We start from the raw sequence: 16,629 nt of genomic DNA on the forward strand, positions 1-16,629 counted from the left end.
GTTCAGGGGCCTGGTGCGGGTGTGGCGTTGGTTGCCCAGGGGTCGGTGTAGTTGGGTATGTGTGCGAGTAGTCGGGCGCGGAAGGCCTCGCGTTTAGGGGCCAGTTCCGGGTTGTTCAAGGCGGTGGCGGTGGGGAGCTTGTCTGGCTGCCTGTGCGTCGGTTTGCTGCTGGAGCCGTCGTTGCTGCCGAAGCTGCTGGCGGTGTCGGGTGCAGGGGTGGTCCAGCTGAGAGCGGCAGCCATGACAGCAGGGTCCGTCACCGGTGATGGATCGGCCCAGCTCGGCCGAGTCACCTCCACCACTCCACCCGTGATCGACACTGCCCACTGGCCCGCATGCACAGCCCGGTGGTGGGACGCACACAGCAGCACAAGGTTTTGCATGCTGGTCGGCCCGCCGTTGGCCCAGTGAATGATGTGGTGGGCATGGCACATCCACGGCGGTGCTTTACACACAACGCAGCCCTTGTCGCGCTTGATCAACGCCCGCCGCATATAGCGATTCACGAACCGTTGCTCGGTCCCGACATCCAGGGGCTGCGAGTCGCCACCGAGCACGATCGGGAGGATCGCGGCGTCGCAGGCCAGTAGCCGTACGGCTGAGGCGGACAGGTTGTTCCCGAACACCAGTTCACCGACAGCGCCCGTCGTGTCTCCGAGAGCGGCTTTGAGGTCGTCGAAGTCGATCGTGACGGTCAGGTGCGGAACACCCGGGTGGTCAGGGTTGCCGGCTGCGGCGTCCATGGTGGCTACCAGAGCGTCGGCCTGACGCACGTCCTGTGGCCGTGGATCACGTTCACCGTCAACGGTCTTGTGCGGCTTCGACAGCGTGTGGATCTGGGTGGTGAGCTGCTCACCGTCGGCGCCGGGCAGGAACCCAGAGAACTTGACCCCGCCATCGACCTGCCGTAACCGCAGCGACCTTTTCGCGTGCGCTTCTTCTTCGGAAGGTTCCGCGCCGTCGGTGTCGAGGCGTGCGAGGACATCGTTGCCGAACTTGGCGAGGCGACGAGGGTCCTGGTCCTTGGCGACGCCGACCATCTGGTTTTCGGTGAACTCGAGTGTCTCGACCGAAACAGTCGACGGAACCTTCTCCAGGGTCTCGACAATCACCGCGCCTTGCGCGGGCCGTACGGTCCAGGGCCGGGCGGGGTCTGTCGGATCCGGCAACGCTCCCGCCACGATCGGGTACTTAGGCAAAGCAGCCATGAACGCGAGAGCCTTACGCACCTCGGCAGGGGCCTCCCGGTACCGCTCGGACAAGAAGTCGACAGTGTCACGAGCACCGAGCTCGGCCGCGGCACCCATCTCGTCGAGGCGCCCACCAGCTTGCAGGATGAAGGTGTCAAGTGCTGCTTTGACAGCGTGCGCAGTGTCCAGCGAGGTCACCAATTCGGCGACACTCAAGGACCACACCGGGGGCATCGTCAACATCTCCATACCCAAAAGCATAGACACGCCCACCGACACTTTTTGGCCGAAAACCCCTTATCTACAAGGTTCTCTGTGGGCTATTCGATCAGCCCACACCAGCCCACACCTGAGCCCGCCGCGCGTCTTTGAGAACGCACCAACCACGCAAAGCGCGCCAAAACGGTTGATGGGATCTCAAAGTGCGTCCGTTCGGCGCGCGGGCTTGCCTTTGTGGAGCGAGATGGGCAGCTGGTGGCCTTGGCGATCCACAAAGCTAGCTGTCCCATTCCACGCGACCTTCCCCAGGCAGCGGTCGAGGCTGGGGAGCGGAATGAACCGGAATCGACAGGCAGAACTCCCCAGCCTCGACACCAACCTCAGTCACCCACTGCCGATCACGCCACCGCACTCCACCGCCCCGCTCCAGCCAACGCTTACTAGGATCGCCGCTCCGACCATCGGAGCTTTCCCGCCCAGCGCAGGCGCGCTCGGAGGGTTCAGTCGGTTGCCCTTGGGGCGGGCGGGGTTCCGCAGTCCTGGTTAGGGTCCGGCGAGGTCTCGGCCGGGGGCGTGGTTGCTCGCCGCGACCGGCCGACTCGAAAAGCGGGTGGCTGGTCGCCGCGGTGGCTGAGGCGAGATGGCGAGGTCGGCGACCTAGGCTCTCGCTGCTTGAGGTTCCGGGCTTTGGTTGCGGTGAAGGAAAGAGGCCGCAATCGAGTGACCGTTGCCTGAGGTGCCGGGCGTTGGTTGCGGTCCAGGAAGAGGCCGCGACGCGAGTGACCGTTGCATGAGGTTCCTGGCGTGGTTGCTGCGCGAAAAACGAGGGGAGCTCCGCTCAGGTTGCTGGTTCTCTGTTCGAAATATGGGCGGAGAAGGGTCAACTTGAACGGATCTCCCCGCAAGGACGACGGCCGATCATCATGGCGGCGGGCTCGTCGTACGCCAGTTGTTGAGCACTGGAGGCGGGTGGTAGATAGATGCCCGAAGCAACCATAATGACCCGGGTAAATGATGACCGGACTCTGGGATCGCCGGGCAGGGGTTGACGGGATGCTTTAGGGTGATGACCGTAACCCAGGCGGGGGAGCTTGGGTCATTGGGAGGGGGATCCCGTGAAACTTCGTCATGCCCTTGTGGTTCTTGGATTGTTCGGGGCGGTGTTGAGTTCTCCTGGTACGGCGGTTGCCGCCGACCCGCCGCTCGGCGAGGGGGTGTTGCTGGGACCGCGGCTGGAAGTGGATCCGGCGCTCCGGATTCTCGCGGCGACGAGCAAGTACTACTTGACTGATTTCGGGAAGCCGGCCGATGGCAGGCCGGCTCCGTGGAATATTCGAAACGTTTCGGACGGCAGTGCGGCGGGGGAGTTTGCGCGGTCGGCCACACCGAGCTCGCGCACGCTGGACGTGGTCGGTGACTACGCCGTTGAGTGGGCTGAGGACGTTGTAGAGGCCCGGAAGCTCGGCGAGGCTGAAACGCAGGTCTTCCCGGTTCCGACTGGTGCGAAGATCCGCAACGTCTACCCGGGTGGGCTGTTGCTGGAGCGTGGTGACGACTTCGTGTTGCGCACCTATGCGGGCGACGAGACGCCGGTGACGGGAGTGGGTGCGGCGGCTCAGGTGCTTGATCGGACTGACGCTGAGTTCCTGCTGGGGACGGCGACCGGTCTCTTCGTTCTGGACGTCGCAACCGGTACGGCGTCTGAAATCGCGCCACTGGACGCGGCCACGAACTGGGCGCAGCTCACGCCGGGGCGCGTCATCTGGCAGACGGCCGCCAGCGACACCAGCACGACGGTGGCCTGGAAGGATCGGACGGGCGCCGCGACGGGGACAATCGTCGTACCGTTCAAGCAGCCGCTGGTTCCGCTCGGCGACGATGTCGCGCTGCGGTTGCCGGACACGAAGGAACTGCTGAAGGTCAACGTCGTCGACGGCACGGTGACGCGGAATGTTGTCACCGGTGTCCACGACGCCAAGGACCAGGGCAACGGCCGACTGCTCCTGACCGCGCAGTCCCAGGTTGCTTCGATCGGCGCTGACGGTGCTCTGCAGACGATCGCGCAGACGCCCGCCTTCGAGGGACAGGTCGGGTCCGTCGGACTGTCGGGCAATCGAGTACGAACCGCCGGCACCGACGGCCATCTGTACGAGACCTCAGACCTCGGTACGACGTGGTCGCAGCTACCGCTCGACAGCTACGGCAACGACGTGCAGTTCGAGCGCGACGTCGTACTGAGGAAGCGCATCACCGCGAGTGGTGTCAAGGAGTCCGTGTTGACCGACTCCAAGGGTGATTGGGCGTTGCCGAACTGGGACGCTTGGATCGGCCGGGGCGGCAAGCTGATCGCGGTGGACGACGCTCCGTACCCCTGGTTCGGCGTGTGGGACCTGGCCAAGCGCAAGAGTATCGGCGGCTACAGCCGGGCTCTCTCGCTCAATGACAACGTGCAGTACCACAAACCCCGCACGAGAGAGACGATCGATGTCATTGGCAAGCCTCCGCACCAGCTCCAGATCGACATCAAGCAGGGGTGCGGTGAGGCGCGGCAGCTCGAGGTGTCCGGCAACTGGCTCGTCCTCGACTGCATCAATGGTCCGGATCAGATCATCGACCTGACCAAGTTTGGCATTCCGATCCGTACGACGACCCTGGCCCCCAACTGGAAGCTCGGCAACAACTTCCTCATCCAGGAGGACGGCAACCAGTTGCGGGTCTCCGACCTCCGCACGCTGAACATGCCGGAGCGCCGCTACGGCCCGGTCGCGAGCTCTTCCCGTGCAGCTGAGTACGAAGTGGACGACCAGGACGGTGGCCGCCTGGTCTATATGGACGAGAACCATCGTCCGCGGCTCGTCACCCTCGACTGGCTCTCGCCGACGATGAACTACAAGTCCGACAAGTTCGCACCGCAGTTCATCAGTGCCGACGTCGGTCCGGCGCAGCGGACCCAGGCGAACTTCAGGTTCACGCCGGTCTACGAGGACCCGGCCACTGAAGCGGATCCGTCCAGCGGCATCAACGTCCTCCACATCCGCAACCAGATCCGGCTGTCCCCGGATGCGCCGTTCAGCGAATGGAGCGAGAGCCCCACGCGTCCGGAGTATCCAGCCATCTACTCAGGTCCGGTCGGTTCCACCACCTGTATCCAGGTCATGGCCCGGGACCGGGCCAACAACCTGAGCGAATGGAGCCAGTCCTACTGCTCCGAGCGCGTCGCCCCACCCGCGGGCTGATCTAGCCAGACCCAGTGAACCCCGTCATCCCTCAGCGGATGGCGGGGTTCACTGTTTGTGCGTCAGTTGGTGAAGTACCAGGTCCACCAGGCGATCAGGCCGCGCCAGTCGAACTGATGCCGAGGCTGCCAGCCACGGCCATACCGTGCTCGCCCTTGTCCGCTCGGATGCGTCGGGACCCTGGCGTAACGCAACTCGTCCACCTTGGGTGGTCGGCCGAGTGCGGAACGTGGTTGGGGCGACGGCGTGGGGAGTCTGACAACGTCGTCGTCTTCTCGGGTGGGGTGTGTCGACCTAGCGTGAGGCTCGTCCGTGGGTATTCAGGGGAGGGATTTGCTGATGCGAGATGTGCGGAGAGGGTTGCTGGCGATGACTGGGGCGTTCGTCCTGGTGGCTGGTGCTGTTGTGGCGCCGGTTGGTGCTGGGGCGGGTGTCGCTGGGGGAGACGCCGAGTACTTGGTCTTGCTGGAAGAGGGTGCGGATCGGGGTCAGGCCGTTGCGGCGGTTAAGGCGGCCGGCGGTGAAGTGGTCAAGGAGAATGCAAACCTGGGCACATTGACAGTGCGTGCGGCCGCGTCGGGGTTCGTTGCTCGGGTGTCGGCCTCGAGTGTGATCGAAGGGGCGGCGCGTAGCCGGCCGATCGGTACTGTGCCGCGGGCGGAGAAGCCGCTCGGTGTCGAGTCCGAGAACGGTGGGACCGGTCGGGCTGCCGCGGGCAAGAAGGTTGTTGGGATGGACCCGCTGGATGCGCAGTTGTGGGGACTGCGGATGGTTCGCTCGGATCTGGCGCGACGGGTCCAGCCGGGCAAGAAGGCAGTCAAGGTCGGTGTCCTCGATTCGGGGATCGACGCCCGGAACCCGGACATCGCGCCGAACTTCGACTGGAAGCTGTCGCGGAACTTCGCGCCGGACATTCCCGAGATCGACGGAGTGTGTGAGTTCAGCGGATGCGTCGACCCGGTCGGCTGGGACGACAGCGGTCACGGGACCCATGTCGCCGGCACGATCGGCGCTGCGGCCAACGGCGCCGGTGTCTCCGGGGTCGCGCCGAACGTGACGCTGGTGGAGATCCGTGGCGGTCAGGACAGCGGGTACCTGTTCCTCGGCCCCGTCACAGACGCTCTGACGTACGCCGGTGATGTCGGGCTCGATGTCGTCAACATGTCCTTCTACGTCGACCCGTGGCTCTACAGCTGCACCGCCAACCCTGCGGACAGCCCAGAGGCACAGGCCGAACAGCGCACCATCATCCGGGCGATGACCCGAGCCCTGAACTACGCCCACCGGCATGGTGTGACGCTGGTCGGTGCCCTCGGCAATAATCACGAGGACCTCGGCAAGCCGCGGACCGACCTGTCGAGTCCCGACTTCCCGGCGGGTACGGCGTACCCGCGGCCGATCGACAACGCGACCTGCTTCGACCTGCCGGCCGAGGGACCGCACGTGATCGGTGTGTCGGCGCTCGGTCCGTCAAGCACCAAGTCCGACTACTCCAACTACGGCACCGAGCAGATCGAGGTCTCCGCGCCCGGCGGCTGGTTCCGCGACTACTTCGGTACCCCGCAGCACCGGACGAACGGGAACCTGATCCTGTCGACGTACCCGGTCAACACGCTGCAGGTGAACGGCCAGGTCGACGCCGCCGGCGAGCTCACTCCCGCCGGTATCGCCGCCGGAGCGCAGAAGCAGTGCCCGGCCGGAGTCACCGACTACACCAAGTGCGGCTACTACTTCGTTCTCCAAGGTACGTCGATGGCCTCGCCGCACGCAGCTGGTGTGGCGGCCCTGATTGTCAGCCAGTACGGCAAGAAGCAGCACGGCGACTTCGGCATGGACCCGGACAAGGTCGGCCGGATTCTGATGGACACCGCCCAGTCCCGGGCCTGCCCGAACCCGCCGCTGCTGACCTACACGAACGAAGGACGTCCGGCGGAGTTCAATGCACTCTGTGAAGGCACCCGCAAGTTCAACGGCTTCTACGGCCACGGCATAGTCGACGCCTGGGCCGCGGTAACCCGCCGCTGACCCCGGTGAACCCCGTCATCCCTCGTGGATGGCGGGGTTCCCGCTATCTCAGAGGGCGTCGTTGGTGAGCATGGCTTGGTGGAGGTCGCGGAGCTCGGGGCCGGGGTTGATGCCTACCTCGGTGGCGAGAATGTGGTCGACTTCGCGGTACGTCGCGAGGGCGTCCGCGCGACGGCCGGAGCGGAAGAGGGCTGTGGCCAGTTGGGTCCAGAGCTTCTCGCGGAGAGGATAGCGGGCGACGAGGACACGGAGATCGGGCACCAGCTCGGCGTGGCGACCTAGCTCGAGGTCGGCGTCGATGCGGCGTTCTTCCGTGAGCAGGCAGCGTTCGACCAGGGGAGTGACGTCTTCGTTGTGCAGGACCGAGGAGTCGATGTCGGCGAACGGCTCGTCACGCCACAGGTTTGTTGCCGAGCGCAACAGTTTGGCGCGCTGGCAGAGCTCGGTGGAGGTGTCGGCTTCGCGGACGAGTTGCTCGAAGTGCAGCAGGTCCAGTTGGTCCGGACCGACCTCGATCAGGTAGCCGCCCGGACACGTGTGAATCTGGTTGCCGCCGATGATTCGGCGGAGCCGGGTCACGTAGGTGTGGATGGCGGGCCGTGGGTTGCAGGGCGGCTGGTCGACCCAGAGCCGGCGACCCAGGTAGCTGAACGAGGTCGTCTTGTTCGCCCTGACCAGCAGGCTGGCGAGCAGGACGCGCAGTTTGGGAGTTTCCAGCCGGATCGGCCGTCCCTCCGCAACGATCGTCATCGGCCCCAGAACCGCGAACTGCACACGACGCACGATGTCTCTCCCCCAGGTGAGATCAGCTGTACTTCTTCACCACGATACGTGTCGATCCGGTTACCGCAAGGAGCACAACGACTTTTCAGTCCTGACCGAAAAGGCACTGATTCACTGCACTTTGGTGACAGTCAGCTGAAAGCCAGCCGAAGGCCGTGCCTGGTTCAGTAGTTGGCAGGAAGCAACACGCCAGCGAACTGGGGAGCAGCCGTGGACTCACGCTACGAGGCCTACTGCATGGCCGATCCGGTCTTCTACGACTCGCCGGCGGCCAGCTCCAGCGCAGTGAGCCCGATCGGGCATGGCGAGTTCGGCCAGACCACCGGCGCTGTTCCCCAAGGGTGGCAGCGCGATGCGCTGAACGAGTGGATGTACGTGCGGCCGGCGGTCACCGATCTGCCCAACCAGGGCTGGAAGGTGCACGTTTCCGCGACGGTCGACAACGCCCAGGACGTGCTCCATGTCGTCACCCGCTACTGCGTGGAAAACGCCGTACCGTTCAAGTTCCTGGCCAGCCGCCGCGTCCTGATGGCCCGCAACAGCAAGTACGCCGACCGCGGCGGCAGCGGCAAGTTTGTCACGATCTACCCGACCGCGGACGTCGTACTGGATCGGATCCTCCAGGAGCTCGGTGAGTTGCTGGATGGGCAGCAGGGCCCTTACATCTTGAGTGATCTGCGCTGGCGCAACGGCCCGCTCTACGTCCGGTACGGCGGATTCCGCCAGCGGATGTGTAAGTCCGACAACGGCGAGCTGGTCCCCGGGATCGAGACGCCCGACGGCGTGCTCGTGCCGGACGTGCGGGGACCGTCGTACGCGACGCCGCCCTGGGTGCCGACCCCGACGATTCTGGCCGAGGCTCTGGCCGCACGGGCCGGCGATGGTTCCGAGCAGTTTCCCTACAAGATTCTCGAGGCGCTGCACTTCTCGAACGGCGGTGGCGTCTACCGCGCCGAGGACCCGCGCACCGGAAAGACCGTGCTGGTGAAAGAGGCTCGCCCGATGGCCGGCCTCGATCGTGAGGGTGCAGACTCCGTCAGCCGGTTGCGGCGGGAGCGCGACATCCTCCGTCAGTTGGAAGGTGTTGAGGCGGTTCCGCAGTTGCTGGACTACTTCACCTGCTGGGAACACGAGTTCCTCGTCCGTGAGCACGCGGAGGGTGAGATCCTCAACCGCCACATGGTCCGCCGGCATCCGCTGCTGCGGCCGGACGCGACCGAGGAGGCGGTGGCGACGTACGCGGACTGGGTGCTCGGTGTCCTGCGCCGGGTCGAGGCCGGCGTGGACGCGATGCACGACCGGGGAGTGGTGTTCGGCGATCTGCACCCGGGGAACCTCATCGTCGACAGCGACGGCGACGTCCGGTTCATCGACTTCGAGGTGGCCGCGCCGGTCGAGCAAGCGACCCGTACGACGCTCGGTGCCGCGGGGTACACGGCGCCGCCCGACTACACCGGCTTCGCGATCGACCGCTATGCGCTGGGCTGTCTGCGGATTGCACTGTTCACGTCGCTCGCGCCCTTGCTCCCGTGGGATCCGGGCAAGATCGACCAGTTCCTCGACGTTGCCACCGGTCGCTTCCCGCTGCCGGACGACTATCGCGCGACCGTCTGGCGCGACCTCGGCCCGCGTCCGTTCCGCGACCGGCCCGGAGCGCCGGTTCCGCACCAGGTCGGTCCTGGTCTGAACAAACCGATCTGGCCGAGCAATGCGGTCCCGGAGTGGGCGCCCCTGCGGGACTCCATGACAGCGGCGATTCTCGCGAGCGCGACGCCGCAACGCTCCGACCGCCTGTTCCCGGGCGACATCAACCAGTTCGGGCCCGGCGGTGGAGTCAACTTCGCGTACGGCGCGGCCGGCGTACTGTGGGCCCTCGCCGAGGCCGGTACGACGCCGCCGGCCGAACATGTCGACTGGCTCGTCGAAGCGGCCCGGAAGGCCGATCGCACGCCGCCTGGTTTCTTCCAAGGGCTTGGGGGCATTGCCTTCGCCCTGGATCGGCTCGGTCGGCCGGACGAGGCCCGTGAAGTGCTCGACCGGGCTCGCGCGTTTCCGCTCGACGGCGTCGGGACGAGCCTGGCAGACGGCCTTCCTGGGCTGGGACTTGCCGTACTGCACTTCGCGCAGCAGACCGGAGATCGTGCGCTGCTGGCCGAGGCTGGTGACATCGCCGCGAGGATCGTCGATGAGCTTCGAGACACTCCGGACGGCGCCATCCGGCCCGGCTTGGTGAAGGGCGCGTCCGGTTCGGCGCTGTTCATGATTCGGCTGGCCGAGGCGACCGGCGACCAGGAGCTGCTCGACCAGGCCGAGAAGGCCTTGCGTCGTGATCTGGACGGCTGTGTCTGGACCGAGGACCGGACCGTACAGGCCGACGAGGGTTGGCGCATCGTGCCCTACCTGGCGACCGGGAGTACCGGTGTCGGGCTGGTCCTGCACGAGTTGCTGCGCCATCGTCCGGCGGCGGATCTGCGCGAGTACGAGACAGGTATCCGGCGAGCGGCCGAGCCGGAGTTCGTCGTACAGGCAGGGTTGCTGAACGGTCGCGCCGGACTGGTGTCGTACCTGCTGCATACCGACGACGGCTCGCCGGCCGTCGCGGCGACGATCGAACGGCACCTGCGCGCCCTCGGCTGGCACGCCGCGCCGCTGGACGGTCGCGTCGCCTTCATCGGGGATCAACTGATGCGTCTCTCGATGGATCTGGGGACCGGCTCGGCCGGTGTCCTCGTGGTCCTCGCCACTGCGCTCGGCGATCGCCGTCCCGTTCTTCCCTTTGCTGGATCCCAAGGGGAATGTCCGCAATCCGACGATCACAAGGGAGGTGAATGACCATGTCCCAGATTCTTGACCTTCAGACGATGGATATCGACCGCGCGCCTGGTGCGGCTGTGGAGAGCAACTTGAGCTGGTGGGAGTGCTGCAGCACCGGCAGCTTCAGCAACTGCTGCTGAAACTGATCGGTGTGCATCTGCGGCCGTCCGGGGTTGCCCGCAGCAACCTCGGACGGCCGTCGATCGTGGAAGGAGCCTTGGTGACAGTTGGTGCGTTGCTGGTGCGAACGGTTCGGCGGGCGCCCGGCTGGTTCGCCGTACTGGTAGTGACGGCAGCAACTGGTACCGCGGCGGCGCTGCTCGTGCCGCAGGTGCTCGCGGCAACTGTTGATGAGCTCGGCTCCGGAATCCTTGTACTGGTTGGGCTTTTGGCCGTGGCTGTTGCCTCGGCGACCTTGGGTGACGTTGCTGAGGGGTACTGCGTTTCTGCCGGGACAGCTGACCTTCGCCACCGCGTCGCGGATGCTGTTGTCCGTTCGGGACTCTCGGGGCAGCGGCGCTTCTCGGCCGGTGATCTGGCGGCGCGGACTGTCGGCGTCGCTCCACAGGTGGGGCGAATCGCACCGCTGGCTGTGCAGGTGGTCACCAACCTGGTCCTGTCTGTCGGCGGTCTGGTTTTGCTCTGGCGGATCGACTGGCGCCTTGTGCTGACGCTGGCGGCCGCGGCTCCTCTGGGTGCTGTGCTTCTGCGCATGTTTGCGGGGCAGGCTGCGGAGTCGGTGCAGCGGTACCAGGAGCTGCAGAGTGAAATCGCTACCCGGCTTACTGATGCGCTTGCCGGGGTGCGGACGATCCGGGCGGCCGGGACGGCAGAGCTGGAGACAGAGCGAGTTTTGGCGCCGATGCCGGCGCTGGCGGCTGCTGGGCGGTCGCTCTGGTCTCGGTACGGCGGCTTGGCTGGCCGTACGACGCTTCTAGCGCCGCTGACCACCGTTGTCGTGTTAGCAGTCGCAGGGCTCGGGTTGCGTGCGGGCCGGCTGTCATTGGGCGAGTTCCTTGCCGCTGCTGCGTACACGCCGATGGCGCTTGGGCTACTGAGCCAGATTCCTCTGCTGGTAAGCCTTGTCCGGGTTCGGGTGAGTGCACGGCGGTTGCTGGAAGTACTCGACGTGCCGGTGCGGGCCGATGGTTTTCGAGAGCTCCCGGCTGGTAGCGGTCGGTTGGAGCTGCGCGGAGTCGCGGTTGACGGCGTACTGGACCGTGTCGATCTGGTGGTGCCTGGTGGGCTGATCGTTGCAGTCGTCGGTGCGTCCGGCGCGGGGAAGACGGTACTGGCGGAGGTCGCCGGCGGGTTGATCGCTCCGGACGAGGGCGTCGTACTGCTGGATGGGGTTCTGCTGGACGAGTTGGCGCCGGAAGTGCTGCGGCGGGAGATTGCTTATGCGTTCGAGCAGCCGGCGCTGTTGGGGCGGACGGTCGGTGATGTGATCGCTTATGGCGGGACCGCGGGTGGGGAGCGGATCGCGGAGGCGGCGGTTGTGGCGCAGGCGGATGCGTTTGTGCGGCGGCTACCCGATGGCTATGCGACCGCGATGAGCGAGGTGCCGCTGTCGGGTGGGGAGGCGCAGCGGCTGGGATTGGCGCGGGCGTTCGTGCGGGACGCGCGGTTGCTGATCCTGGACGATGCAACGTCCAGTCTGGACTCGATCACCGAAGCCCAGGTCAACCAGGCCGTGCTGCAGCCGGGTTCCCGGACCCGCTTGCTGATTGCCCATCGAGCGGCAACCGCTCGGCGCGCTGACCTGGTGGTCTGGCTTCACGCCGGCCGCGTCCGCGCTGTCGGCCCGCACGACGAGCTGTGGGCAGACGATGCCTACCGGACTGTCTTCATCCCGAGGGGGCAGTGATGCGGGTTGTTGTTGAGGGGTGGGTCGGATTCGCGCGGAGTGTTGCGCGGGAGCCTCGGCGGTTGGTGGGGCTAGGGGTGGTTGCACTGGTGGCGGCGGTGCCGGGGTTGGTCTCGGGACGGCTGGTGGCGCTGGCTGTGGACCGGGGGTTTCTGCGCGCCGGTGTGGCGATCGGATTGGCTTGGTTGGGGGTGTGGGCCGTCGCGGTGGTGGTGGGATCGTTCGGCGCGCGTCGGGTGCCGGTTCGCTTAGGCGCGATTGTGGAGCCACTACGGGACGACCTGATGACTCAGGTAGTGAGCGGAACGCTGGCCCAGGCCGCGGCCGGCGGACGCGGGACAGACACCGGGACCGTGGCCCGGTTGACCAAGCAGGTCGAGGCGGTGCGAGACAGCGCGGCCGGGTTGCTGCTTGGAGTGCAGCAGGTGGGCTTTGGCGTGGTGGCGGCAGTGGCCGGGTTGTTCTGGTTGGCTCCGATTGCTGCGGTGATCGCGGTGGCGCCAGTGGTGCTGGCATTTCTCGTGCTGGGGCGGTTGCTTGTTGGCCTGGTGGGGCGGTTGCAGGACGTGCTGGTTGCCGAGGAGCGGCTGGCGTCGTCAGTCAGCGAGATCGCGGGGGCCGTGCGTGACGTAGTGGCCTGCGGCGCAGAGAACGGTGCCCGTGGCGAGATCGGCGACGCCGTTGAAGCGCAGGCAGCGGCATCACGAGCACTCGCCCGGGCCACCGCCCTTCGATCCGCGGTCGCCACGATCGGCGGCTACCTGCCGCTCGTCGCCTTAGTTGCCCTGGGCCCCTGGTTGATCCACTCCGGGCGGTTGTCCCTGGGCGAGCTTCTCGGCGCCGTCACCTACATCACCACCGGCCTCCAGCCCGCCCTCCGCGCCGCCGTCCAAACCTTCGGCGGTTCCGGAACCCTCCTGGCCGTCACCCTGCACCGCCTCAGCGCCGCGAGCCAACTCCCGCTTGAGGAAGAGGCGGTGCACGTCCCGAGCCCGAGCAAGGTCCGCCCGGACGCCGCTCTCGACCTCAGAGTGCGCGGCCTCACCTTCGCCTACGGACCGCACGCTGCCCCCGTCGTCGACCGCTTCGACCTCGACCTTCACTACGGCGACCATCTCGCCGTAGTCGGCCCGAGCGGCATCGGAAAGTCCACCTTGGCCGGCCTGCTCGTCGGCCTGACTCAACCGCAGCGGGGCAGCATCCACCTCGGCAGCACCCCGCTGTCCGCGATCGCGCCGGCGCAGTTGCGGCGTACCTTCGCGTTCGTACCCCAGGAGTCGTACGTCTTCACCGGCACCCTCCGCGAGAACCTGATCTACCTCCACCAGCAGGCCACCGACGCCGACCTCGACAAGGCCGTCGACGCCATCGGCCTGCGGTCCGTCGTCGACCGCCTCGGCGGGTACGACGGCATCGTCGGACGTGACCTCAGTACTGGCGAACGCCAACAGATCGCGTTGGCGCGGTCCTGGCTCTCGCCGGCAGAGATCGTCGTACTGGACGAGGCGACCTGCCACTTGCACCCAGCCGCCGAAGCCCAAGCCGAGAACGCATTCCGGCACCGCCCCGGCACCGTCGTCGTCATCGCCCACCGAATGAGTTCCGCGCTGCGGGCCGACCGCGTCCTGCTGCTGGACGGTACGACGCCGATGCTCGGTACGCACCAGGAGCTCCGCACCCGATCCCGCCCGTACGGCGAACTCGCCGGCTACTGGGACGACCCCGAACCGAGGTGATCTGATGCAATCCGCCGAACTGACCTTCCGCGTCCTGCTCGGCGTGGTCTTCGCCGTCTCACTCGTCGGCAAGCTCCGCGGTACCGGCGACTTCGTCGAGGCCACTCGCCGGCTCGTCCCCGTCCGCTTCGCCCGCTGGGATCGCCCACTGGCCGCCGCTGTCGCCCTGGTGGAGCTCGCGGTCCTGGCGCTGCTGGTGATCCAGCCAACCGTCGGATTCCTTCTCGCCCTCGGACTCCTCGCGGCCTTCACCGTCGGGCTAGCCGCCGCACTCCGCCGTGGTGAGAGCGCACCCTGCCACTGCTTCGGATCCGGCAGTACGCCGCTCGGCCGCCGGCACGTGGTCCGCAACGCTGTCCTGCTGACGATCGCGGGCCTCGGGCTCGCGTTTCCCGCTGCCTCGCCACCTTTCGCCGAATTATTGCCCGCCGCAACCATCGCGATCGCGGCCGCGGCAATCGTGATCAGATTCGACGACCTGGTGGAGCTGTACCAACCACTGGGAGCCAACCGATGACTGTCGTCCTGACCGCCGTTTCCCTCGTCAACCTCCTCCTGCTGCTCGGCGTGATCCGCCGGGTCAACGACCTGGCCCGCCGACCGGTCGCAACGGGCGCGGCCTCGGCCCCGGCTCCGGTAGAGGCACCGATGCTCCCCGCCGGACATCGGCTGCCGGACTTCCGGGCGATCGCGCTCGACGGCGCCGAGGTCACCGGCCAGGAACTGGTGCTCGTCGGCTTCCTGTCGCAGGGCTGCCGGCAGTGCCAGCAGGCGATGCCGAGCCTCCTGAAGGCAGCGCAGACCGCACCCGGCGGCCGAGCCCGGGTTCTCATCGTCGTCGTCGGCGACGCCTCGGCCGCTCAGCCCCAGGATTCCGCGAAGGCCCACCTCGCGAAGCTGAGCGAGGTCGCTCAGATCGTGGTCGAGCCGCGCAACGGCCCGCTGTCGTCCGCGTTCAAGGTCGAAGGCTTCCCGACCTTCTACCGGCTCCACTCCGGAGCCATCGCCGCCCACGGCGACAAAGCCCTTAAGTGATCAGCGGACAGGGGCGACGTACTTCCAGTCGCCGTTTTCGCGGGTGAAGGAGCTGTTCTCCTGCTGGGAGCCGCCGCGGTAGTTGGCGCGGAAGGAGACGGTGCCTTCGGTGTGGAAGGGGGTGCCGTCGGTGGTCGCCAGGATCTCCAGGCCGGTCCAGCGGATGTTGGGGGAGAGCTCCAGCTGGGGTGGGCGGGTGGTGGAGTGCCAGGTGCGGAGCAGGTACGGCGTGTCGCCGACCACGAAGGCGGTGTAGCGGGAGCGCATCAGCTGCTCGGCGGTGGTCGCCGTACGGGTGCCGTTGTGCAGGGCGCCGCAGCAATCGGCGTACGTTGCGGGGAGGCCGCAGGGGCAGGGAGAAGTCGGACCTGGCATGCAGGCGATTCTTGCACCGGGGGCCGGGCGGTTGGTGGTCCGCCCGGACCCGTTGCGCAACTAGGGGGTCTCGATGATGATCTTCTCCTCCATCTCCAGCACACGCGCGTAGTCCTCGTCGAGCGTCTGCGGGTCGCTGTGGATCAGGATCACCCAGGCCAGGCAGGTGAAGAGGTCGACGGTCGCGGGGACGACGGCGTCTTCCTCGTGCAGGACCTTCCACCAGTGGAAGGACTTGAGGTCCTCGATACCGTCGAAGGCCTCCCGGTTGCGGAAGTAGCCTTCCTGCGGCGCGATGATGAAAATGCCGCGCAGGTGCTGGACGAGGTCGAAGCCGTCCCGCACCTCACCGCGTACGCGGTGAGCGACTGTCCGCTTGATGTGGTTGTCGCCGGTGGCCAGTTCGCTGACCATCTGGTGACCGCCACCGGCCGGGCGGGCGGCGACCTCGATCAGGCGCGGGCCGTCGGCCGTCATCATCACCTCGACGTGACCGCAGCCGATGCGGATGCCGACCGCGTCGAGGACGTCGCGGGTGTAGGGCCAGAGCGCCTGGACCTCCGCGTCGTCCTCGGCGAGGAAGTCGATCCGGCGGTAGATGCCGATCTTGTCGCCACGACCGACCTTCGTGTAGCGGCAGACGTCGACGAGCGCATGCACGCCGTCCACGCTGTAGGTGTCGACCAGGTACTCCGTACCTTCGGCGTACTCCTGGATGAGGACCGCGTCGTTGATCAGCCCCATCTTGTTCGCCCGGCCGAGCACGCGGTGGAAGCGCTCACGCCAGTCGCCGCCTTCGAAGACGACGTACACCTCGTCACCGGCCGCACTCTTCGGCGGCTTGATCACCAGCCGCCGGCCGAGCAGGTCGTTGGCCTTCAGCCACTCCTCGGCCTCGGCTTCATCGGCCGTCAGGACCTGCCGCAACCGAGGTACGCCGGCTGCGGTCAGTGCCTGCGCCATGTCCCACTTGTCGCGCCGTGCCGACGCCAACGCGGGCACGTTGCCCGTCCCGGGCAGCAGGATCTCGATGAGCTGATCGCACAGCTCGACCCCGCTCTCGGCACCCGGGACCAAATACTCAGGCTCGTACTGCCGCAGCTCCTCAGCCAGCGCCTGTATGTCGCCAGTGAAGTAGTGCACGTGGTCGAAGTCCTGCGGATTCCAGCTGGTCGTGTACGCCGGCGGCGGCTCCAACCCACTCAGTACGGCGACCGGCCGCCGACCGGCCTCCCGAAACGCGGCCGGATACTCCTGCCCGGTCGACAACGGGTCAACGATGATCGTGTAATCACTCATGACTTCGTCCTGAGTGACTGAGTCAGCTCCATCTTTTGTTCGTTCGCTGC

The 16,629-nt window shown here is 66.8% G+C and carries 12 protein-coding genes; 8 read left to right on the forward strand and 4 right to left on the reverse strand.

Going from position 1 to position 16,629, the window contains the following annotated elements; all coding sequences use genetic code 11:
* Positions 1–2: 2 nt before the first annotated feature.
* Entirely contained in the window at positions 3–1,439 is a 1,437-nt protein-coding gene (locus tag E1263_RS27640; protein WP_165956771.1) for an HNH endonuclease signature motif containing protein, read from the reverse strand.
* Positions 1,440–2,569: 1,130 nt separating this feature from the next.
* Here E1263_RS27640 and E1263_RS27645 point away from each other — a divergent pair.
* Positions 2,570–4,645: a hypothetical protein gene (locus tag E1263_RS27645; RefSeq protein ID WP_132172519.1), complete on the forward strand. Its 2,076-nt coding sequence runs from the start codon at positions 2,570–2,572 to the stop codon at positions 4,643–4,645.
* Between the two features lie 339 nt (positions 4,646–4,984).
* Positions 4,985–6,670, forward strand: coding sequence for a S8 family serine peptidase (locus E1263_RS27650; protein WP_132172521.1), 1,686 nt, complete (start codon positions 4,985–4,987; stop codon positions 6,668–6,670).
* 48 nt (positions 6,671–6,718) lie between these two features.
* Here E1263_RS27650 and E1263_RS27655 read toward each other — a convergent pair whose 3' ends face one another.
* Complete coding sequence (locus E1263_RS27655) at positions 6,719–7,453, reverse strand: AfsR/SARP family transcriptional regulator (RefSeq protein ID WP_132172523.1); 735 nt, start codon at positions 7,451–7,453, stop codon at positions 6,719–6,721.
* 210 nt (positions 7,454–7,663) lie between these two features.
* Here E1263_RS27655 and lanKC point away from each other — a divergent pair, with 210 nt between their 5' ends.
* From lanKC to E1263_RS27685, 6 genes are all read left to right on the forward strand, one after another.
* Positions 7,664–10,285, forward strand: a complete 2,622-nt coding sequence (gene lanKC, locus E1263_RS27660; RefSeq protein ID WP_132172525.1) for a class III lanthionine synthetase LanKC — start codon at positions 7,664–7,666, stop codon at positions 10,283–10,285.
* A gap of 29 nt (positions 10,286–10,314) precedes the next feature.
* Positions 10,315–10,407 (forward strand): hypothetical protein, encoded by a 93-nt coding sequence (locus E1263_RS44395; RefSeq protein ID WP_420323392.1) that lies wholly within the window; start codon positions 10,315–10,317, stop codon positions 10,405–10,407.
* On the forward strand, positions 10,365–12,134 hold the full coding sequence (locus E1263_RS27670; protein WP_202869075.1) for an ABC transporter ATP-binding protein: 1,770 nt from the start codon (positions 10,365–10,367) through the stop codon (positions 12,132–12,134). The genes E1263_RS44395 and E1263_RS27670 overlap by 43 nt, the downstream gene beginning before the upstream one ends.
* 77 nt (positions 12,135–12,211) lie before the next feature.
* Positions 12,212–13,870 (forward strand): ATP-binding cassette domain-containing protein, encoded by a 1,659-nt coding sequence (locus tag E1263_RS27675; RefSeq protein WP_132172529.1) that lies wholly within the window; start codon positions 12,212–12,214, stop codon positions 13,868–13,870.
* A 4-nt stretch (positions 13,871–13,874) separates the two neighbouring features.
* Positions 13,875–14,387, forward strand: coding sequence for a MauE/DoxX family redox-associated membrane protein (locus tag E1263_RS27680; RefSeq protein ID WP_132172531.1), 513 nt, complete (start codon positions 13,875–13,877; stop codon positions 14,385–14,387).
* On the forward strand, positions 14,384–14,905 hold the full coding sequence (locus E1263_RS27685; protein WP_132172533.1) for a TlpA family protein disulfide reductase: 522 nt from the start codon (positions 14,384–14,386) through the stop codon (positions 14,903–14,905). Before E1263_RS27680 ends, E1263_RS27685 begins: the two co-directional genes overlap by 4 nt.
* Here the strand turns inward: E1263_RS27685 and E1263_RS27690 are convergent, their stop codons facing one another.
* Positions 14,906–15,280: a YchJ family protein gene (locus E1263_RS27690; protein WP_132172535.1), complete on the reverse strand. Its 375-nt coding sequence runs from the start codon at positions 15,278–15,280 to the stop codon at positions 14,906–14,908. It lies immediately after the preceding gene.
* 60 nt (positions 15,281–15,340) lie between these two features.
* Entirely contained in the window at positions 15,341–16,579 is a 1,239-nt protein-coding gene (locus E1263_RS27695) for an ATP-grasp domain-containing protein (RefSeq protein ID WP_132172537.1), read from the reverse strand.
* Positions 16,580–16,629 lie beyond the last annotated feature (50 nt).

It is taken from the genome of Kribbella antibiotica, assembly GCF_004349055.1.
GTDB classification, from domain to species: Bacteria; Actinomycetota; Actinomycetes; order Propionibacteriales; family Kribbellaceae; genus Kribbella; species Kribbella antibiotica.

Coding starts and splice junctions, on each gene's coding strand:
- E1263_RS27640 (WP_165956771.1), bottom strand. CDS start 1,439: ATGGAGATGTTGACGATGCCCCCGGTGTGGTCCTTGAGTGTCGCCGAA.
- E1263_RS27650 (WP_132172521.1), top strand. CDS start 4,985: ATGCGAGATGTGCGGAGAGGGTTGCTGGCGATGACTGGGGCGTTCGTC.
- E1263_RS44395 (WP_420323392.1), top strand. CDS start 10,315: ATGGATATCGACCGCGCGCCTGGTGCGGCTGTGGAGAGCAACTTGAGC.
- E1263_RS27680 (WP_132172531.1), top strand. CDS start 13,875: ATGCAATCCGCCGAACTGACCTTCCGCGTCCTGCTCGGCGTGGTCTTC.
- E1263_RS27685 (WP_132172533.1), top strand. CDS start 14,384: ATGACTGTCGTCCTGACCGCCGTTTCCCTCGTCAACCTCCTCCTGCTG.
- E1263_RS27690 (WP_132172535.1), bottom strand. CDS start 15,280: ATGCCAGGTCCGACTTCTCCCTGCCCCTGCGGCCTCCCCGCAACGTAC.
- E1263_RS27695 (WP_132172537.1), bottom strand. CDS start 16,579: ATGAGTGATTACACGATCATCGTTGACCCGTTGTCGACCGGGCAGGAG.